Raw genomic sequence first — 19,706 nt, forward strand, 5'->3', positions numbered from 1 at the left:
GAATCGAGATGGGCATGGCAGCGAAAGTCTTGTGGGGAGAAGGCCTGTTCCTGCGGCCGCAGCATTTCCAGCGCCAGGATCAATATCACGAAGCGCGCCTGCATCACACGGCCAGCGCGCTGCATCCCTACCTGTGGGGCGTGGCGCACATGGCGTGGGACCTGGCGGCGCTGAAGACGGGCACCCTGCGCCTGCAAGCGCTGTCGGCGATCTTCCGCGACGGCGAAGTATTCGAGGCGCTGGGCGACGGCGCGCCCGGCAGCGACACCCTGCCCCCGCCCGTGGATCTGGAAGCGCTGCCGCCGGCCGTGCAGGAAGTGACGTATTATGCGGCGCTGCCCATCCTCAACCGCGAAGGCATGAATTACACGCTGCAGGCATCAACGGCAGGCACGCCGGCCAGCACGCGCTTCGCGCACGCCATGCGCGCCACGCCCGACCTGTTCACTGAGTCCGCCGTGGCCGACGTGGCCTACCTGAAGAAAACCGTGCGCCTGATTCCCGACAGCGAAGCGCGCGGCTCCTACGACTGCCTGCCGCTGATCGCACTGCGGCGCACGGTGTCGGGCGGCTTCGAACCCGTGCCCTCGTTCATAGCGCCCAGCCTGGCGATCGCCGGCGCGCCGCGCCTGCAGGGCGTGCTGGAACACCTGCTCGACGCCTTGCAGGCGAAAGTGAGCGCGCTGCACGGCCACCATCGCGAACCGAGCCGCAACGTGATCGAGTTCCGCTCGGGCGACGTGTCCTCGTTCTGGCTGCTGCACACGGTCAGCACGGCCGCCGCCGCCCTGATGCACTATGTGCGCCATCCGGCCCTGCATCCGGAGCGCCTGTACGAGGCGCTGCTGGGCCTGGCGGGCGGCCTGCTCAGCTACTCCAAGCATTACACCCTGGCCAGCCTGCCCGCCTACGATCACGCGCAGCCGGGCGCCTGCTTCGACGCCATCGACGCGATCATCCGCGAACTGCTCGACACCGTCATCTCGTCGAAGTATTTTTCCATCACCCTGCTCGAAGACAAGCCGTCCTACTACCTGGGCAAGCTCGATTCGGGCAAGATCGACCAGCACACCACCTTGTACCTGGCCATTCGCGCCGCCATGCCCGCCATCGAACTGGTCGACGTGGTGCCGCTACGCGTGAAAGTGGGCGCGCCCGACGACGTGGAAAAATGCGTGCTCACGGCCATGCCCGGCCTGAAGCTGTCGCATGCGCCGCAAGTGCCGGCCGCCATTCCCGTACGCCCCGACACCTATTATTTTGCGATTGAAAACCGTGGCGTCCTGTATGAGCAGATGCTCAAGGCGCAGTCGATTTCCGTCTACGTGCCGGCCGGCATACGCGACCTGCAGCTGGAACTGATCGCGGTGACGGCATGAGCCAGCTCATCGAACGGCGCGCGGCGCCCTCCCTGCTGGGACAACGCGGTTCCGCCCCCGGCGGCACGGCCAGCAGGCATGCCGGCAGCGCCCTGCTGGACCTGATGCACGAAGGCTTTTATATGCTGTTCATGCTGAAGCACGGTTCGGCGCCCGGCGACGAGCAAAGCTTCATGGACCGCATCACGGCCTTCCTCGACGACTTCGAACGCGAGGCGAAAAAAATCCGCGCCGATGGCGACGATATCGAGGCGGCCAAGTATGCGTTCTGCGCGGCCGTCGATGAAATCATCCTGGCCTCGCCTTTCGCCCTGCGCAAACAGTGGGAGCGGCGCCCGCTGCAGCTGCTGATCTTCGGCGACCAGCTGGCCGGCGAACACTTCTTCGACCGCCTCGACGCCTTGCGCGGCAAGGGCGCCATGCGTGTGCAGGCGCTGCAGGTCTTCCACATGTGTTTATTGCTGGGATTCCAGGGCAAGTATGCGATCGACGGCGGCGAAAAACTCAGCTACCTGACGGCGCGCCTGGGCGACGAGATCGCCCACATCAAGGGCAAGAGCCGTGGCTTCGCGCCGCGCGCGGAACGCCCCGACCAGGTGGTCAACAAGCGTGGCAGCGACGTGCCGCTGTGGGCGCTGTCGAGCTTTTTCGCCCTGCTGGCCATCTGCGCCTACCTGGGTCTGAAAACGCATCTGACGCGCGGCACGCAAACGACCCTGGCCGCGTATGCAGACCTGGTCAAGCTGGCGCCACGGCCGGCTCACCTGACCATCACCCTGCCCTGAACACCTCACAAAACCTACTGCGCGTCGGTATAGGCGGCCTGCGATGCTCACCGTGCTCTAGCACGGTTGCGCTTCTCGACCGCCTCTCCCTTCCGCTCGCTACGGTTTTGTGAGGTGTCAACCCAATCTACTGCGCAATCCTGAACTCGATGCGCCGGTTTCGCGCCCGGCCATCGGCCGTGGCGTTGCTGGCCACGGGGCGGTCCGGCCCCTGGCCCGACACCAGCACCGAATCAGCCGCGATGCCCTTGCCGGCCAGGTAGGCGCGCACGGCTTCGGCGCGCGCCTGGCTCAGGGCCACGTTACTGGCGCGCAGGCCCGTGTCGTCCGTGTGACCGATCACCTCCACCTTGCGTCCGCGCAGCTTGAGCATGACGGCCGCCATCTCGTCGAGGATCGCCAGGCCGGCCGGCGTGATGGTGGCCTTGCCGCTGTCGAATTCGACGATGCGTTTATCGAGCGCCGCATCGAGCAAGCCCTGCTCGGCCTCGGCCGCCCTGACCCGCAAGCCGTTGTTGACGATGTAGGTGGGATTGAGGCTGGTGGCGATGTCGCTGGCGATCTGCTGGCGCTGCGCCTCGTTCGCCACCTCGCCGCGCACGCTGACGTTGTTGCCGTCGACGGTGATCTGGCCCCGTGAAATGAGCTTCAGGTTCGGCGCGATCAGCTTGTGCACGTAGGCGTTCCAGTTGGCCGGCACGGCCACGTTGCCGATGGTGATCTGGTCGACCACGCGCTCGGCGCCATACAGTTCGCGCAGGCGGGCCAGCACGGCCGCCTTGCCCGCCTCGTCGGCCAGAGTGCCCGTGACGAGGATCTGCCCCGGCATCGGCGTCTGGGGTACTTGCGCTTGCGCGCGGCAGGGAACGGCCGCGGCAAGCAGCAGGAAAATGGCAGGTGATTTCATCGCGGTCCTTCAGGCAAAGGTGTCGGCAAACATGGCGCAGGCCGAGCGCAGCGACAGCTGCTCCTGCTGCAGGCAAGCGGAAAACTGGCGCCGCGCCGCGCCGTGTCCCAGCTGCTCCTCGACCCAGTCCAGCTGGTCGAACACGATCAGCCGTTCGCTGCCCGCCTGCGGGTCGATCAGCGCGCGCAAGCCATCCGGGTCGGCGCCGCAAAAGCCGATCACCAGCACGGGCGCCTCGTCGAGGTGGGGAAAAAACAGCGCGAGTTCGAAATCGGCCTGGCGCAGGAAAGGCGCGATCAGGTGCAGCCAGAAACTGGCCACCAGTTCGCGCTGCTGCCCGTCTTGCGGCAGCGGCAGCACCAGGCTTTTCTCCAGGCGCGGCAAGCCGCTCTGACGCACAGGCCGCAGCAGCAGGCCCAGGCCCAGCAGCAATTCGCGCACCGTCACGGGGAAGGCAGGCGAAGCGAGCATCGCTTGCAGGCCATGCACGGTCTGCGCCTGCAAAAAGGCGGCCAGCCGCGCCGCATGGCAGGCTGCGGCCGGTTCGACTTCGACCACGTTGCCGGCCAACGCCAGCAACGCCGGCCCCGGCTCGGTGCTGGCCACGATACCCTGCGACAGCTGCTCCACCCGCTGCCACAGGGGCGCCAGCGCCAGCGGGCTGCAAGCAACAAAGGCTTCGGCGTCATCGACTTCGAGCGCGCCCATGGCCATGAAGGGAAAGCGCCGCAGCGACTGGTCGTTGCTCGCTTCCAGGCGTCCGGCGATGGCGCGCCGGCTGCGCGTGCCGACGAAGGCAAAGCGCAGCGGCGGCAGGGCGTCGTAATTGAGCTTCCAGCGCGGTTCCACCGTCAGCGCGGTCATGACCTGCGCCAGCCAGTCGTCAAGCAGCTGCACCAGCGCGTGATTGTCGCAAGCCTTGATGAAATCGCCGCGCGCGGGGATCTTGCCAAAGTAGCCGAGGCGCACCTGCTGCGCCGCGCGCATCATGGCGCCACCCCGGTCGCCGCAACTGCGGCGATGACTGGCACGGGAACGCCCGGCATGCCGACGATCGTCTCGGGCAGCTGCATGCCGCGAAAGCCCTGATCCTGCACCGCCGTGGCAGATCCGGCGCCTGTCGTCTCGGCGCTGCTGGTGATCTTCAGGTTGACCGCCACGGCCACGTCGCCGCGCGTCCAGCGCAGTTCGAACACGCCGCCATCCTTGCGCTTCTTGGCCGCCGCATCGATCATGCGCTTCAAGCCGAATTGCCCCGGCTCGTTGAATAGTTCCACCGTGCGCCCGTCGAAGGTGACGGCCGTGATGCGCGCGCCTTGCTGGCCCGCCGCGCCTTGCGGCCCCGGATGGACCATGTTCGTCCACTGCGCCGGCGTATTACGATAGCGCAGCTGCTGGCCGTCGATTTCCACCGTGTATTCCAGGGTGCCGGGCGCGGGCGACGGCTGGATCTGGAACACGGTTTGCGCCGCCGTCGAGGTGGCCGCCACGCCGCCCGCACCCAGCGGCGCAATCCAGCCGGGAAAGCGCGCCACCACCTGCGGCGCCAGGCTGATGCCCATGTCGGCCCAGGTGCGCGGCGCCAGCACGTCGCCACGCCGCACCACCAAGGGGCCCATGGATGTGGTGACGAATTTCGCCACCAGGCCTTCCGGACCGAAGAACTGGCCGATCTCCAGGTTGCTCGCCTCGATGCGCGCCGTGGGCGCAAACGGATATTTGTTGGCCAGCGATTTCTGGAACGGTTCGTACACCTGCGCCGCCCAGGTCTTGTTGATATCGAGTTCGGCCGGCGTGACGATGACGGCAAAGGTCTGCATCAGCGGGCGCACGAGGATGGGGCGTATCGCCTGCTTCTGCGCGTCGCTCATCCCCGTGAGCACCTGCTCGTCGACCAGTTTGAGGGCGTCGGCCAGTTCGGAGCCGCTGCCCTCCAGGGTCTGCTGCATGAACTGGCGCGCGCCCGGCCCCGCGTCGCCCTGGTTCTTCAGCTGGTTCAAACGGCTGCGCAGTTTCGACAGCGCTTCCAGGTAGGCGCGCATCAGCGAGGCATTGTTGTCCCTGGCCGCCACCAGCTTGCCCACGCCGGCAAATTCGCGCCCCACGGGGCCCATCGGTTTATCCAGGCGGGCCGGGTCAATCTGCGCATTGAGGCCGGGATTGGCCGTCAGCTGCGACGGCGCGCGACGCAGCACGGTTTCCTTGAACCAGGCGATGATGCCCCGCTCGGCCTTGCGCAGTTGCGCATTTTGCAGGGCCGGGTTGTCCCACGAGGTTTCCTCGTAAATGGTCGTCAGCAGCTTGGCGATCGGCGACGACTGCGGATCGCCCAGGCGGTTCATTGCCTGCACGGCGCCGTCAAAACCTTTCAGGTCGGCGACGGCCACGCCCTGCACAAATTTTTGCCACTCGCGCGCGTAATCGGCCTTGTACATGGCCACCAGATTTTTCTCGATCTGCTCCGGACTGCCTTCCAGGGTCAGGTCGTCGGTGGAGGCGCTTTTCAGCACCCAGTCGGCGCTTTGCAGTTCGCGGTTGGCGGCGTCGCGAAACGCGCCCTCGACGAACTTTTCCCAGGCCTGGCGCGTAAAGGCGCCGGAGACGGCATAACTGCCCGCAAGCAGGGCCTGATCCTGCTCGCCGACGATGCGCGCCACCGTCATGCCGGGAAAACGCGTCGAGGCGCGTGCCTTGACGTCGGCATACACGCGCTCGCGCGCCGGCATGCCGCGCACGACGCGGCGCAGATTTTCGCGCGCCTGGTCGACCAGCGCCAGCTTCTGTTCGATGCGCGGCCAGGACGGGTCGCCGATCTGCGCCAGGTAAAACGTCAGCAGCCGTTCGGCGCTGCGTATCATCTGCTCGCGCGGCATGGCGCCCCGGTTACCCTCCAGCCAGCCGCGCCAGAAGCGCGTCATCTGGTCGTTCAGGTGGCTGCTTTCCGCATGCGTTTTGTCGGCCAGCATCAGATAGGTTTTCAACGCGTTGTAGGCGTCCTCCACATTCGTCGCGCTGGCCGCCTGGTACTGGACATTGCGCGGGGCGGAAGGCGTTGCGAGCGCAGCGGCCGGCGTCTGCGGCGTGCGCGCCGTGGGCTGCAGCTGGTCGGCGCTGGCATTCATCTCGAACAGCAAGGCTTCCAGCGCACCCGCCACGGGGGCCAGCATGACCTGGCGCGCGCCGGCAAAATACTCCTCGCGCAGCTTGCGTTCGAGCAGTTCACCCTGGTACAGGCCCAGACGCAAGGACCACGGCCGTTGCGTGCGGTACGCTTCCAGCTGCTCGATGCGGTCTTGCAATATCTCGAGCGCTTCCAGACGCGACTGCAAGTCCAGGCGCCGCTCCTGCAACTTGACCACTTTATTTAAATCGGCCTCGACATTGGCCACCAGTTGCCGGTTGCCCAGGTAGGACCAGCTCCAGCCGCCCAGGCAGGCGCCCAGCGACACCGTGGCGGCGAAGAACACGGCATATTTGAAGCGCAGCTTGGCCCGGTTGGCATAGTTGGCCACCAGGTGCTTGTCGGCAAAAATCACCTTGCGAAACAGCTCCAGCAGGAAATAGCCATGCTGGCGCGCACCGGACGGCGCGGCAGCCGGGGCCGGCGCGAAGGCCAGGTCGAAGCGGCGCGCCACCTGCTGCGAGGAAGCGCTGACGGGCTCGCCCTCCTGCAGCGCGCTGGTGAAATAGAAGCCGCGGAACACGGGCTGGAACTGGAACGGGTTTTCCTCGAACAGGGTAGCGATGAAGGCGCGCAGGGCCGGCTTGATGGCGGCAAATTCCAGCGGAAAGGTGAATACGCCGGGCGCCATCGTCTTGCGTTGCCGGTGCGCCATGTTGGCCAGGCTCAGCTCCGTCAAGCCATCGTGCAATTCATCGAAGCTCTGGTCGAAAAACGCCAGCAAGTCGGCCGTGGGCAACTTGCGCTGGTAGGGCATGGTGGCGCCCCATACGCGCTCGCGCTCGCTGCGCTCGGCATCGGCGAAAAACTCCGTAAAGCCGGCGATCAGGTCCGCCTTGGTAAACACGATGTACAGGGGTGCAAACACTTCCAGGCGTTCGATGACGTCCTGCACGCGCTTGCGCAGGCTGCGCGCCAGTTGCATGCCGACATCAGGATCGCCGCCCAGCTCGGCGATGCTGACGGCGATGAGGATGCCGTTGATGGGCGCCTTGCGCCGGTATTTTTTCAGCAGGTCGAGAAAGCCGAACCACTCGCCGCGGTGCTCGTCGACGACGGAGTAGCGCCCCGCCGTGTCGAGCACGATGCCGTCCGTCGTGAAAAACCAGTCGCAGTTGCGCGTGCCGCCCACGCCTTGCACGATCTTGCCGTCGGCGAAGGGGAATTGCAAGCCCGAATGCAGGATGGCGCTGCTCTTGCCGGCCGCCGGATTGCCGATGATCATGTACCACGGCAATTCGTACAGGGCGGCGGCGCCCGACTTGAGGCCCAGCTTGGACGTCTTGATGGTCTCGATGGCAGCCAGCATGCCCGTACGCACGGCGTCAAGTTCGCCCTGTTGGGTGTTGCTGGCCGTTGAGGACGAGGCCGCCTGCGCGGCGGCGATCTCGGCCTCGTTGAGGATGGCCTGGCCCAGCGCCTGGGCATCGCGCCGCGCACGGCGCCGGCGCCACAGCCACAGGCCCAGCCAGGTGGCAAAGGCCAGCAGCAGCAAGATCAGGGCCCAGATCAGCGCCACTTCGAGCACCTCGGCGCCCAGGTACAGGAACACGGCCAGCGCCACGAAGCCGAGGATGGTCAGTTGGCGGCTGTCGGTGAGGAAATGCCAGATTCGTCGCAGCATGATAAGCCCAGGGTGAGGTCGCAAAGCAAGGCGGATTCGGCCCATGCTGACAGCAATGGCGCGCGCCTTTGTTGACATACGACAAGTACCGGGCGCCAGCGCGCGGCAGGCAGCGGCAAGCCATTGATGCTACGCAAGCAAACTTGCAGCTGTGAAATTCGGGGTGGTGCGCGGCGCTAGAATGGCTGGCGCGGCTTACTTGCCCAGCACGCGCGGTTGCGGCAATTCCGTGTGGCCAAAATCCATCATGGTCCAGCGTCCGCCCCAGCGCAGGCCCACCGATTCGGCCGTCACGCCATATAAACGGTAGCCGCGCATGGCCCAGGCATTTTTCTCAGAAATGATGAGCTTTCCTTCATGCATGAATGCGCAATCGGCCGCCAGGCCATACTGGTGATAGCTTTGAAACGCCTTCGCGTTCGTCACGTTCGGGCCGGCCGCCGCCAATTGATCCTGGCGCGCGGGGCTGCGATAGCCTTCCAGCAGGACCATGTCATAGCCATGCACGTCCTTCATGATCTTGAAGACCAGCAGCAGACGCTGCGCGAAATCGTGGTCGAGCAATTGCCAGTTGCGGCTGGCGCCGCCCAGCAGCGGGCGCAGCTGCGTTACTTCCGCCGTGGAAAACAGCAGCGGCGGCAAGGTCGGTGGCGGCACCAGTTGCTCGCCCTTCAGCAAGTCGCTGACCTGGTCGTTGATGACGTGTTGCTGGTCGGCATAGCCGCGCAGGGCGATGCGGTCGCTGGACAGCCAGGCCAGCAGCGGCGGCACGATGACCAGCACGCTGCCTGCCAGGCTCAGCCAACGATGCCGCCACAGCAGTTGCCAGACGCGCGCCATGCCCGAGCCCGTGTGTTGCTGCACGCGCTGCCACTGCGCGCCGCCGCCCCGCTGCAACCCCTGTGCACGCCGCTGCATGCGCCAGCCCAGGTTGACGAGCGTGTGCAGCACGATGGCGCGGCCGCCGGGAAACAGCAGCATCCAGCAGGCAAGACAGGCAAGCAGAAAATACATCAGGACCAGGGCGACGAACATGGGGCGCTCCGTGACGGGAATCGGCGGGGCCGGGCAATCCATTGCTCGGCGGTATCGCTAGATCGTAGGCGTCCGCGGCCCGCATGAGCGCGGTTTACATCAAGGTCAGTCGAATTTGATCCACTGCGGAGGTGATATTTTGTCTTTACTGAAAACCGGGGATGGCCAGGCGCGCGGTCCTGACCTGCTGAGCAAGGCCGGCGCGGCTGGTGCGCGCATCGAAGGCAAGGGTATCCTGTCGCAGCTCGAACACGGCGTCGCCGCGCCTGTGGCCAAGCCAGCCCTGCGCTGGCGCCCCGGCTGGCGGCACGGGGCCGCTGGCGCGCTGTGCCTGGCGGTGCTGATCACGGCCGTGCTCGCCTACGACACGGACGCCCCGCCACTGCCGCTGGCGCCCGCCATTGCCACGGCGGCGCCCGCAATACCGGCGCCAACGGTGCTGCAACAGGCAACCTCCCCGGTGCAGGCGGCCACCATCGTCAATACGGCGGGACCGCCCTTGCCCGAGGTGGCAGCCTCGAACGCGCCGCGCAAGGTGCTAGCGCCCGTGCGCCAGGCGGTCGCCCGTCCACAAGGGGGGAAGCCGGCTGCCGCGCCCGGCGACAGCGACGTTGCCTTGCTGACGGCGATGGTGGCCCATGCGCACCGGCAGGCAGGCACGGCAGTGCCCGTGCGCGACGTGGTGCTGCGCAAACAGGAAGAAGAAACGGCGGAACTGTTGCAGCGCTGTCAGCAGTTGGGCCTGATCGAAGGCATGCTGTGCCGTTCGCGCATCTGCTCGGGCCGCTGGGACAGCGATCCCGCCTGCCATTGAGCGTCGGGGTGAACCTCAGACGCGCTCGGACACTTCGATCAGGTTGCGGTCCGGATCGCGCAGATACACGGAGCGGATGGGCCAGTTGGCGCCCGTGCGGGCCACCGGCCCTTCCTCGATGGCAATCCCCAGCGCCGCCAAATGGGCGATGAACACGTCAAGCGGGACGGCGGCGATGAAGCACAGGTCCAGCGAACCGGGCGTGGGCAAATCCGCCTTGGGCAGGAATTCCTTGCCGGCCTCATGCAGATTGATTTTTTGCGCGCCAAACTTGAAGGCATGGCGGCCGACGCCAAACGTTTCCAGCCGCATGCCCAGCACGCGCGTATAAAAATCGATGCAGGCCGCCTTGTCGCGGGTGGTCAATACCAGGTGGTCGAGGTGGCCTATCATGCCGTTCTCGGGTGAGTGGCCGCGTCCATGCGGCCTTGCAAAAAGCCTTCCATCAGCGCCAGCAATGCCTGTGGCTGCTCCTGGTGCGGCGTATGGCCGCACTGCTCGACCATGGCGGGCATGGCGTTGAGCGCCTGCGCCACGATGGTGTCGACCTGGGCCGCGCTGCCGTACTGGTCCTCGCTGCCCTGCACCACCAGCGCCGGACATTCGACGGAGGGCAGCAGATACTCGATGTTCCAGAACTGGAAGCCATAGCTGAGCCATGTGTCCGACCAGGCCTTGAAAATCGTTTCCGTCTTGTCGCCATGGTATTTCGCCAGCGCGCGCAGCTTGCCCGCGCCGAATGCCGCGTCCGCCTCGCGTATGCCATCGAGCGTGATGCCTTCGACAAACACATGCGCCGCCTCGGTGATGATCCCGCGCAAGCGCGGCGGCTGCTGCGCCGCATAGATCAGGGCGATGCTGCCGCCATCGGAGTGGCCGACGAGAAAATGGTCCTGTCCCGGCAGCAGTGCCGCCAGCACTTGCGGCAGCTCGCACAGCGCGTAGTCGTGCAAATAATGGAGCTGGCGGCGCGCCGCCAGCGGCGACGACTGCCCATAGCCGTGGCGGTCGTACAGCAAGCCGCGGCATCCCGTCGCCTGGCATAGCTGCGCGGGAAAATCTTTCCACATCGCACAGCAGCCGAGCCCCTCATGCAGGAATACCAGGCAGGGCTTGGCGGGGTCGCCTTCGATCAGTTCGTAATAGATATCGGTTTCGGCACTCAGGTTCAGTATCGGCATGGGCTAGGCTCGCAACGGGTTCCGTATCGGCAGGTCGGCTGGGCCTATTGTGCCATTGTCCTGCACGGCATGCGTGGCGCCCCCGTAAAAATAGCCTGCTGGAAAAGTTCTTGCCGCTTGCCTGCAAGGTGTTTGCGCCAGCACAAGCGAGCGCCGCTTTTCCAGCGGCCCAGCGCGCTTTCTACCCCTGTGTATGCCTAGAATGAATTACTCCAACAGCATGGAGCAGGCGGCTACCTTATCAGCCCGGACGTGACACTGGCCGTCACGGCAACACAGATAGGGCGTCTTGCCGCACAACGACAGGCGCGGTGTCCAAACTATCGATGAGGAGTACATCATGGAAATGAAAGTAGAAAATCACACGGGCAGCAACCTGGCCCCGGAAACCACCGACCTGCCGCTGGAGCAGGACGGCCAGGCCTCGCAAGACGCGGCCGCACAGGACCTGAACCTGAGCGCCGCCGCCTTCACCACCTACTACACGTGGACGGCCAATGGCGTGCATCCTTCGGTCAACTTCGCCAACGCCAACGTGAAGGCCAATTCGCGCGTATTGCTCAACATCAGCGAATATGGCGCCACTCCCCAGAACCGCTTCATCGGCGCCGCCCGCATGGCCGTGTACAACATCGCGCCATATAACGGCGGCTTCCGTGCCTGGGTGGATATCTCGTGGGGCAGCCCGCTCAAGGTGCGTTTCGACGTGTTTGTCGATCCCTGATCCGGGAACACGGCGCGTGCCGTTGATGCGCTGAAGCGATGGCTAGCGTGAACGGGAAACCGTGTGCGCATGACAAAAAAGGCCACGTGTTGCCACGTGGCCTTTTGCTGCTGCTTGTTCTGGCTCCCCGACCTGGACTCGAACCAGGGACCTGCGGATTAACAGTCCGTCGCTCTACCAACTGAGCTATCAGGGAAAGGAGGCCGAATTATATACGTCAAAATTTCCCATGTCCAGTTGTTGCTGCATGGCCAGCAAAACTGGCCGCCAGGGAGCAAGCCTCGCCGGCTGGCTGCGCCCGTCTGCGTGGCGCCACGCAAGATAGTAGAATAGCCAGGCCTTGCCGACACGCAAGGCGCACAACGGCATGCCGGCAGCGGAGCGTCGACCACGCCCCCGCGCAGACATGCGCTTGCAAGGCGCACCTTGCCCCTGGCTTACTGCTCTCACCCGACATGACAGAATCAAGCGCAACACTGGTGGACAATCCCGGCAGCGGCGACAGCTCGGCGGACATTGCCGCGCATATGGCGGCCGCCATCGTGGCACGCCAATTGCCACCCGGCACGCGGCTGCGCGAAGAGGCGCTGTGCCGGCTGTACGGCGTCAGCCGCACCAAGATCCGCGCCGCCCTGCTCATCCTCTCCAAAGACAAACTCATACGCATGGTGCCCGACAAGGGCGCCTTCGTCAGCCAGCCGACCGAAGCGGAGGCGCGCGACATCTTTGCCGCCCGGCGCATCATCGAGGCGGCACTGGCGCGCGAATTCGTTGCGCGGGCCAAGCCTGCCGACTACAGGATGCTCGAGCGCCACCTGAAAGCGGAACGCCAGGCGCTGGCCCAGGCGACGCCGCTGCGCTCGCAACTGCTGGGCGACTTCCACGTCTTGCTGGCCGATATCGCCGGCAACGCCGTGCTGCGCGACATCGTGCGCGAACTGGTGGGCCGCAGTTCGCTCATCACCATGCTGTACCAGTCGGGCCATGATGCCGCCTGCTCGTGCGACGAGCACGGCCGCTTTCTCGAGGCTGCGCGCAGCGGCGACGCGGACCTGGCGGCGCGCCTGATGGTCGAGCATTTGGCGCACGTGGAAGCGGCCCTGCGCTTCGACGGCAGCGCCGGCGAGGCCAAAAAAGACCTGGTGGCGGCGCTGCTGATGTAGGCTGCGCCATCAAAAAAGGCCGCCGGTGCGGATGCACGGGCGGCCCTGTCATTGCGGCGGCAAACCCGCTATTCGCCCACGCTATTCGCCCAAGTAGATAAACTTGAACAGGAAGATGGCGGCGATGATGTAAGCCACTACGGACACCTGCTTGCCCTTGCCCGTCAGCAGTTTCAATACGGCATAGGTGATGAAGCCGAAGGCGACGCCGCTGGCCACAGAATACGTAAATGGCATCATCAGCGCCGTGATGGCGGCGGGAATGCTTTCCGTGCTGTCATCCCAGTCGATGAAAGTCAATTCGCGCAACATCAAACAAGCCACGTACAGCAACGCGGGCGCCGTCGCGTACGGCGGCACCGTGTGCGCCAGTGGGGCGAAGAACAGGCTGCCCAGGAACAGCAGCGCAACAGCCACGGCCGTCAAGCCCGTGCGTCCGCCCGCTTGCACGCCGGCCGCGCTTTCCACGAAGGCCGTCGTGCTCGACGTGCCCAGGCAGGCGCCGGCCGCAATGGCCGTGCTGTCGGCCAGCAAGGCCTTGTTCATGCGTTCCATCTTGCCGTCTTTCAGCAGACCGGCACGGTTGGCCACGCCCATCAGGGTGCCCGTCGCATCGAACAGTTCGACCAGGAAAAACACCAGCACCACGTTGACGATGCCGATCGACAGCGCGCCCATGATGTCTAGCTTGAACAAGGTCGGCTCGATGGCCGGTGGCGCCGAGACGATGCCGTTGAACTGGTTGCCGCCAAAGAAGAAACTGGCAATCGTGATGGCGAGGATGCCGATCAGGATGGCGCCCGGCACTTTCAGGCGGTCCAGCGCGACGATGATGAAAAAGCCGAGGATGGCCAGGATGGGCGCCGCCTGGTGCAAGTCGCCCAAGGCGATGATCGTGGCCGGGTTCGACACCACCACGCCGGCGCTTTTCAGGGAAATGATGGCCAGGAACAAGCCGATACCCACGGTGATCGCCGTGCGCAGCGCGGGCGGGATGCTGTTGATGATCATCTCGCGCACCTTGAACAGGCTCACCAGGATAAACAGGCAGCCGGAAATGAAAACGGCGCCCAGCGCCACTTCCCAGCTCATGCCCATGCCCTTGACCACCGTGTACGAGAAATACGCATTCAAGCCCATGCCCGGCGCCAGCGCGATCGGGTAGTTCGCGTACAAGCCCATGATCAGGGTGCCGATGGCGGCCGCCAGGCAGGTGGCGACAAAGACGGAGTCTTTCGGCATGCCCGCGTCGCCGAGGATGGACGGGTTGACGAAGATGATGTAGGCCATCGTCAGGAACGTGGTCAGGCCGGCCAGCAGCTCCGTGCGCACATTGGTCCCGTTGTCCTTCAGTTTGAAATAGCGTTCCAGGAACTGCATGATTAACCCCTTGTTTTGGTAAAACCGCGCGCCTGGTCTTGGCCAAGCGCATTTTTTCTTGCAACTAGTTACTTGGTCGCTGCGCCAGCCGGCTTGAAGGCCCACCAGCGGCTGCCCGCGAAATTCCAGACCAGCCCGATGCCCGTCGCCAGCACCTGCGCCAGCCAGTAATACCAGCCCAGCTGGTGTACCAGCAGCCACATCAGGCCCGTATTGATGCACCAGCCGATGCCCAGCAAGGTGAAATATTTGCTGGCCGCCTCGCCATGGCCCTTGTCGCTTTTAAACGTGAAAAAGTAATTGAGGATGTAGTTGACGACGGAACCGAGGATGTAGCCGATGCCGGACGCGGCGGCGGCGCTGATGCCGGCCCATTCCACGCCGCCCCACAGCACGCTGTATTGCACGGCCGTGCCGGAAGCGCCGACGGCGGCGAAACGTAGAAATTGGTGATGCAGGGAATGGGACATTGTCACTTTTCAAATAGGGCGAACACTCTCGCCAGGATCGGGCCAGAATAAAAAATGGCTACGATTGCTCGTAACCATTTTTCAGCCTGCATTTTACTGCAAGTTGCGCCCAACGTTCATATTCGCCGCCGTTTCGACACTTATTCCTTGCGTTGGCGGCGCCGGCGCAACCACACAAACAGCGCGATCAGTAGCAGGATGCCAACGATGCCGCCCGGCAGCATGAACGGTTGTGCACGCGCCAGCACGGGTTTCTCGCCACCGCTGCGCGCCTGCGCCACGTAGGCCGGCGTGACGGACACGTCCGGGTTGCCATACTGCTTCAGCACGTAATTGGCGATCGACGCGATCTGCTCGTCCGTCAAGGGCTGCACGTAGGAGCGCTGGTCGAAACGGGGCATGAACGCTTCGTGCTCTTCCCCTTCGATCTTGCGCTCGACGCCAAACAAGATGGCCGACACCAGATTGGCCGGCGTGTTGCCTCCGGTCGCCGTGTTGTTGAACAGCGCTGGATAGCTTTGTCCCATGCTGCCGGCGCCGCTGGCCGAATGGCAGCTGGCGCAATAGCCGGAAAACAGCACAGCGCCGCTGTTGAGCGAATGATGCTCGGTGGAAGCGGCCATGCCGCGCAGCAGCGGTTCTTCGCTGGCGGCGCTGCCATGGCTGAAGGCAGCCTTGGTCTGGCCCGGTGCGCGCACGGGCGGCACCGTGCGCAGCCACGCGACGATGGCGGCCACGTCGTCGTCGCGCAAAAATTGCAAGCTGTTCTGGATGGCTTCGGCCATGCCACCGGCCGCCTGCCCCTTGCCTTCCACGTGGCCCGTCTTCAGGTAGGCGGCGATTTCCGCATCCGTCCACGCACCGATGCCGCTGACCTTGTCGGACGTGATGTTCGGTGCATGCCAGGAACCGAGCGAGGCGCCGGCCAGGGTCTGGCTGCCGATTTCCGCCATCAGCGCATTGCGCGGCGTATGGCAGGCGCTGCAGTGCGCCAGGCCTTCGGCCAGGTAGGCGCCGCGGTTGATCTGCGCGCTCTTCGTTGCGTCCGGCACGAAGCGCTTATTGTCGAGGAACAAGGTATTCCAGCCCAGCATCGACAGGCGCACATTGAACGGGAATGGCAATGCCGTCTGGCGCGCCGGCTCGTCGACGGGCTTGACGGCCTGCATGAAGTAGTAATACAGGTCGCCCACGTCCGCATCCGTCAGCTGCGCATAGCTGGTGTAGGGCATGGCCGGATACAGGTGGCTGCCATCGGCGCGCACGCCTGCACGCAGGGCGCGCGCAAAGTCGGCTTCCGTGTAGTGGCCGATCCCGCCTTTTTTCGATGGCGTGATATTCGTCGCGTAGATCGTGCCCAGCGGCGAGTCGATGGCGTAGCCGCCCGCATACGGCTTGCCGCCCGCTGCCGTATGGCACGCCATGCAGTCGGCGGCGATGGCCAGGTAGCGGCCCCGCTCCAGGCGCGCATCGGGCTTGGCGGGCACGGGCACGGCCGGGCGGTCCGGCGTCAGGGTGACGGGCGGCGCCGGTGGCGCCGCGTGCGCGGCCAGCGGCAAGCCGGCCGCCAAAGTCAGACTCAGCAATAAACGGCGCATCATGCAGCCTCCCTTGCCAGGGTGCGGGCGATGTCGTCGGCAGCGCGCAAACCGAGCGCGGCCATGCTGAGGGTGGTGTTGACGACGCTGGCCGACGGCATGGCGCCGCCGCCCGGCAGCCACAGGTTGGCGTGGTCGTGGGCGCGGCAATTGCCGTCGACCACGGAGTCAAGACGATTCGAACCCATGATGACGCCGCCCATGATGTGGTTATTCGCGTTCAGGCTGTCGGTGATATGGAATTCCACGGCGCCGAACAGCTTGCCGATGTGCTTGAGCTGCGCATGCGCGGCCTTCGCGCCATCGCGCACGTAGTCGCCCACGTCATAGTAAATGTCGGGGCAGGCCAGGCCCAGCGGGTCCTTGCGCGTCTTGCTCAGGGTCAGGCGGTTGTGCGCTTCGGGCAGCGGTTCCAGGCTGATCGACAAGTCCACGCCAAACGCGGCGCGGCGGCGGATCTCGTCGTCGAGGTCCTTGCCCACCAGGCCCAGCTTCAAGGACTGCTGGGTAGCAGGCCCGACACGCGTGATGTTATTGAGGATCATCTTGTTGGCCGAATATTGAGCACGGAAGGCGCCGTCACGCGGGCCCACCAGGCAGCTGCTCTGCGCGGGGCCACGGCCCGTCCAGATCGGCTCATTGGCGAGGAAGGTACAGTGGAAACCCGAGTGGTCCATCATGTTGCGGCCCACCTGGTCCGAACTGTTGGCGATGCCGTTCGGATTGTTCTTGTTCGCCGCCAGCAGCAGCAAACGCGGCGTCTCGATACCGTTGCAGGCAATCACGAAAGCCTTGCCCGTCGCCATGTGCGACTGTTTCTTGGCGTCATACCAGTGCACGGCCGTCACTCTGTTGTTGTGGTCCGTGTCGATGCGGTAGACGACGGCCTCGGCCAGCACGCCAGCGCCCTTCAGCTCGGCCCGCTCCACGTGGTGGATGCCGTTGTACATGGCGCCAATGGGGCAGATCGGCTGGCAATTGTTGTTGCCGCAGCAGGTGGGACGGCCTTGCCATGGGCGCGTCGAACGGCCTTGCGGAATCGGCACGGAACGGTAGCCGTGCGGATTGACCACTTCGGCGAAGCGCTTGTCGCCATAGCCCCAGGGCACCATGTCCATCGGGTACGGCGCGCTGCGCTCGCTCGGCGATTGCAGGGCCGGATCGTTGGGGCCGGCCACGCCCATTTCCTGCTCGGCGCGGCAATAGTACGGTTCCAGTTCATCGTAGGAAATGGCCCAGTCGCGCCCTACCCCGTAATCGCTTTTCATGCGCATGTCGGACGGCAAATGGCGCCAGCACGACGCGGCCCAGTGCCAAGTCGTGCCGCCCACCGTGCGCAGATAGCCCTGCTGGAAACTGCTGCCGTTGGGACCGGATACTTCCACATAGTTATTCTTCGGGAAATACAGCGGTGCGGGCGCGTTTTCCGCTTGCGGATACAGGCCCTGGAAGTCGGAACCGACGCGGTTTTCGAAGGGCATGTTGCGCCAGTTTTCCACGGCTTGACCACGCTCGATGCGCAGGCCCGCTTCCAGCATGATCACGGAGTGACCCTGCGCGGCCAGCTGGTCGGCCATCATGGCGCCGACGACACCGGTGCCGACTATGACGACATCGGCGACGACGTCGCCATTACTCTTGAATTGGGGTGATTTCATTTTGCTTGCTTGCCTTTCGGTTCAGGGGTGCCGGTGGTGGCCGGCGCGGGCACGGGTTTCGGTTCCACGGGTGCGGAAACGCGCACGGCCGGCGGCGCCTTCAGCCACCACAGGGGACCGTAATTGCAGTAAGTCGGCACGACCTGGCCATCGGCCACCGTGCGGTACATCAAGGCCTCGGCGTAGGCGACGACGATGGATTTCGTGCCCTGCGCCGCGTTGCCGGCAACAGTGCCCGTGTACCAGGCGGCGACGATGGCCAGCGCCAGCTCGCGCAGCCCCGCATCGGCGGCGCTGGCGGCCGCCAGCAAGGTCTTCGCTTCCTGGCCCGTGACGAGCAGCGCGCCCAGTTGCGGCAAGCGCTCAGCGAAGCCGGGCACGTTCGTGCGCATGGCTTGCTCGATGCGCGCCGCCGTCGCGGCGGACAGATCGCGGTGGCCCGTGATCGTTTGCGACAGGGTGTAGAACAGCATGGTGGCGGGCGCCAGGCCGGCAGCCGGCGCGCTGGCCGGCGCCTGCATGGCGGCGGACAGGGGATTGCTCCAGAAACCGGCTTGCGCCAGCAAGGCGGCCAGGCCGATCAGGGCGTGGCGGCGGCTGATGCGGGGAAGGGATGAAACGGATGTTGCAGATGGTTCAGTGTCTGGATGGTTCATGAGACTCCCGCAAGACTTGTTGTTTTATTGACTTCGATGATTGCGCCGTAGTGCATTTGCGCATAGATGGAACCGGTTCCATATTATCCTACAGAAGTAAATAGTCTGCCAATGTAGTATTGCTACTGAGATATTGGCTGGTGCAATTCCTGTTTTTCACGCAGGTAAAACGCCAGCCCCGGCTGGCCGCCCAACCGGTAATGGAAGTCGAGTACGCTGCCGCCAGCCAGCGTGGGCTTGCCCGGCAAAGGCAGCGGCAGGTTCAGACTGCACTCATGGTCGCCCAGGACGATGTCGCCATGCACACGGATGCGCGTCAGCAAGCGCGGCGCCTGCTCCAGCACGTCAGGCAGGCGGATGCTGGCGGCCGGCAGCCTGTCGCCCTGCTCCCCCTGCCAGGCGCGCATGGCATCCGCATCGAGCGCAAACACGCGGCCCCAGTCCGTGCACGGCTCGCCAGGGCTGCGCCGGTCCAGGCCCAGGTGCACGGTGACGGCTGCCGGCAGCAGCGCCGCTGCGGGCGCTTGGGCGTGCAGATTGCGCAGGATGGCCACCTGCGGCTCCTTGCCCAGCGCCGTATTCATGGTTTCGCTGACGATCACGTCCGGCATGGCGCTGGCAGGAATGCGGTAGGCTGCCGCGTCGGCGCAGATGTACCCGGCGACGTGGCTATCCAGGCCCAGGGCTGCGATCAGTTCGCGCGCATAGTCCAAGGTCTCGGCATGCACGTCGAGGATAGTGAACTGCACGTCGCTCGCGTCCAGCACGGCCATCACCGGCAGGGCCAGCAAGGCAAACGGACCGCAGCCCGCATACAGCACGCGCACGGGCCGCCCACCGTTCACGTCCAGCCGCTCGCGCACGGCCTGCGCCAGCCCCTGGATGAAGGCGGCGCTGCGGTAAGGCTCGCGCGCGCACAGGCCCGCCTGCACGGGCGAGATGGCCCAGCCGCTGGGCAGGAAACTTTCGCCGTCGCGCAAGCCGTCCTGCCGGTCCATGGACAGGCGCGAATGGCGCTCGACGAGCAGGCGCAGCTGCACCGTTTCGCCGACCAGGCTGGCCAGCGAACGCTGCGGATCGCACAGCGCGGCCGCCATGGCGGCCAGTTCCGCGCGCGCCGAAGTCACGCGCAACTCCACGGGCAACTCCAC

General features: G+C 65.3%; 17 protein-coding genes and 1 tRNA gene. 5 read left to right on the top strand and 13 right to left on the bottom strand.

Annotated features, from left to right (window positions below):
- Positions 1 to 8 precede the first annotated feature (8 nt).
- Together tssK and icmH are read left to right on the top strand one after the other, a co-directional pair.
- Positions 9 to 1,379, top strand: coding sequence for a type VI secretion system baseplate subunit TssK (gene tssK, locus AC4BCN_RS21435; RefSeq protein ID WP_490491712.1), 1,371 nt, complete (start codon positions 9 to 11; stop codon positions 1,377 to 1,379).
- Positions 1,376 to 2,164, top strand: coding sequence for a type IVB secretion system protein IcmH/DotU (icmH, locus tag AC4BCN_RS21440; RefSeq protein ID WP_490491713.1), 789 nt, complete (start codon positions 1,376 to 1,378; stop codon positions 2,162 to 2,164). The genes tssK and icmH overlap by 4 nt, the downstream gene beginning before the upstream one ends.
- A 127-nt stretch (positions 2,165 to 2,291) precedes the next feature.
- On the opposite strand, the gene AC4BCN_RS21445 is transcribed toward icmH, so the two are convergent.
- The 4 genes from AC4BCN_RS21445 to AC4BCN_RS21460 form a co-directional block, all read right to left on the bottom strand.
- On the bottom strand, positions 2,292 to 3,071 hold the full coding sequence (locus tag AC4BCN_RS21445; RefSeq protein ID WP_490491714.1) for an OmpA family protein: 780 nt from the start codon (positions 3,069 to 3,071) through the stop codon (positions 2,292 to 2,294).
- Positions 3,072 to 3,080: 9 nt separating this feature from the next.
- Positions 3,081 to 4,061 (bottom strand): type VI secretion system-associated protein TagF, encoded by a 981-nt coding sequence (gene tagF / locus AC4BCN_RS21450; RefSeq protein WP_490491715.1) that lies wholly within the window; start codon positions 4,059 to 4,061, stop codon positions 3,081 to 3,083.
- On the bottom strand, positions 4,058 to 7,876 hold the full coding sequence (tssM, locus tag AC4BCN_RS21455; protein ID WP_490491716.1) for a type VI secretion system membrane subunit TssM: 3,819 nt from the start codon (positions 7,874 to 7,876) through the stop codon (positions 4,058 to 4,060). The genes tagF and tssM overlap by 4 nt, the downstream gene beginning before the upstream one ends.
- A gap of 195 nt (positions 7,877 to 8,071) precedes the next feature.
- Entirely contained in the window at positions 8,072 to 8,911 is an 840-nt protein-coding gene (locus AC4BCN_RS21460) for a M15 family metallopeptidase (protein ID WP_490491717.1), read from the bottom strand.
- Between the two features lie 139 nt (positions 8,912 to 9,050).
- Here AC4BCN_RS21460 and AC4BCN_RS21465 point away from each other — a divergent pair, with 139 nt between their 5' ends.
- Positions 9,051 to 9,725, top strand: a complete 675-nt coding sequence (locus AC4BCN_RS21465; protein WP_490491718.1) for a hypothetical protein — start codon at positions 9,051 to 9,053, stop codon at positions 9,723 to 9,725.
- A gap of 15 nt (positions 9,726 to 9,740) precedes the next feature.
- Here the strand turns inward: AC4BCN_RS21465 and AC4BCN_RS21470 are convergent, their stop codons facing one another.
- Together AC4BCN_RS21470 and AC4BCN_RS21475 are read right to left on the bottom strand one after the other, a co-directional pair.
- Entirely contained in the window at positions 9,741 to 10,118 is a 378-nt protein-coding gene (locus AC4BCN_RS21470; RefSeq protein WP_490491719.1) for a VOC family protein, read from the bottom strand.
- Positions 10,115 to 10,906, bottom strand: coding sequence for an alpha/beta fold hydrolase (locus AC4BCN_RS21475; RefSeq protein ID WP_490491720.1), 792 nt, complete (start codon positions 10,904 to 10,906; stop codon positions 10,115 to 10,117). Before AC4BCN_RS21475 ends, AC4BCN_RS21470 begins: the two co-directional genes overlap by 4 nt.
- A 340-nt stretch (positions 10,907 to 11,246) precedes the next feature.
- Here AC4BCN_RS21475 and AC4BCN_RS21480 point away from each other — a divergent pair, with 340 nt between their 5' ends.
- Positions 11,247 to 11,630, top strand: coding sequence for a hypothetical protein (locus tag AC4BCN_RS21480; protein ID WP_490491721.1), 384 nt, complete (start codon positions 11,247 to 11,249; stop codon positions 11,628 to 11,630).
- 120 nt (positions 11,631 to 11,750) lie between these two features.
- Here the strand turns inward: AC4BCN_RS21480 and AC4BCN_RS21485 are convergent.
- Positions 11,751 to 11,826, bottom strand: a tRNA-Asn gene (locus tag AC4BCN_RS21485).
- Positions 11,827 to 12,085: 259 nt separating this feature from the next.
- Between AC4BCN_RS21485 and AC4BCN_RS21490 the strand changes: the two genes are divergently transcribed.
- Positions 12,086 to 12,793 (top strand): GntR family transcriptional regulator, encoded by a 708-nt coding sequence (locus tag AC4BCN_RS21490; protein ID WP_070302264.1) that lies wholly within the window; start codon positions 12,086 to 12,088, stop codon positions 12,791 to 12,793.
- 81 nt (positions 12,794 to 12,874) lie between these two features.
- Here AC4BCN_RS21490 and AC4BCN_RS21495 read toward each other — a convergent pair whose 3' ends face one another.
- The 6 genes from AC4BCN_RS21495 to AC4BCN_RS21520 all read right to left on the bottom strand — a co-directional run bounded on the left by AC4BCN_RS21495 (position 12,875) and on the right by AC4BCN_RS21520 (position 19,682).
- On the bottom strand, positions 12,875 to 14,173 hold the full coding sequence (locus AC4BCN_RS21495) for an NCS2 family permease (protein WP_070302267.1): 1,299 nt from the start codon (positions 14,171 to 14,173) through the stop codon (positions 12,875 to 12,877).
- Between the two features lie 68 nt (positions 14,174 to 14,241).
- On the bottom strand, positions 14,242 to 14,643 hold the full coding sequence (locus AC4BCN_RS21500; RefSeq protein WP_128142434.1) for a GtrA family protein: 402 nt from the start codon (positions 14,641 to 14,643) through the stop codon (positions 14,242 to 14,244).
- 140 nt (positions 14,644 to 14,783) lie between these two features.
- The gene (locus tag AC4BCN_RS21505; protein ID WP_490491722.1) at positions 14,784 to 16,244 is read right to left on the bottom strand and encodes a c-type cytochrome; all 1,461 of its coding nucleotides are present in this window, start codon (positions 16,242 to 16,244) and stop codon (positions 14,784 to 14,786) included.
- Positions 16,241 to 17,899 carry a GMC family oxidoreductase gene (locus AC4BCN_RS21510; protein ID WP_070302271.1) on the bottom strand — a complete coding sequence of 553 codons (1,659 nt, stop codon included), beginning with the start codon at positions 17,897 to 17,899 and terminating at the stop codon, positions 16,241 to 16,243. Before AC4BCN_RS21510 ends, AC4BCN_RS21505 begins: the two co-directional genes overlap by 4 nt.
- Entirely contained in the window at positions 17,896 to 18,555 is a 660-nt protein-coding gene (locus AC4BCN_RS21515; RefSeq protein WP_490491723.1) for a sugar dehydrogenase complex small subunit, read from the bottom strand. Before AC4BCN_RS21515 ends, AC4BCN_RS21510 begins: the two co-directional genes overlap by 4 nt.
- 122 nt (positions 18,556 to 18,677) lie before the next feature.
- Positions 18,678 to 19,682 carry an SAM-dependent methyltransferase gene (locus AC4BCN_RS21520; protein WP_490491724.1) on the bottom strand — a complete coding sequence of 335 codons (1,005 nt, stop codon included), beginning with the start codon at positions 19,680 to 19,682 and terminating at the stop codon, positions 18,678 to 18,680.
- Positions 19,683 to 19,706: the final 24 nt, after the last annotated feature.

Source organism: Janthinobacterium sp. Bl 1, from assembly GCF_058215535.1.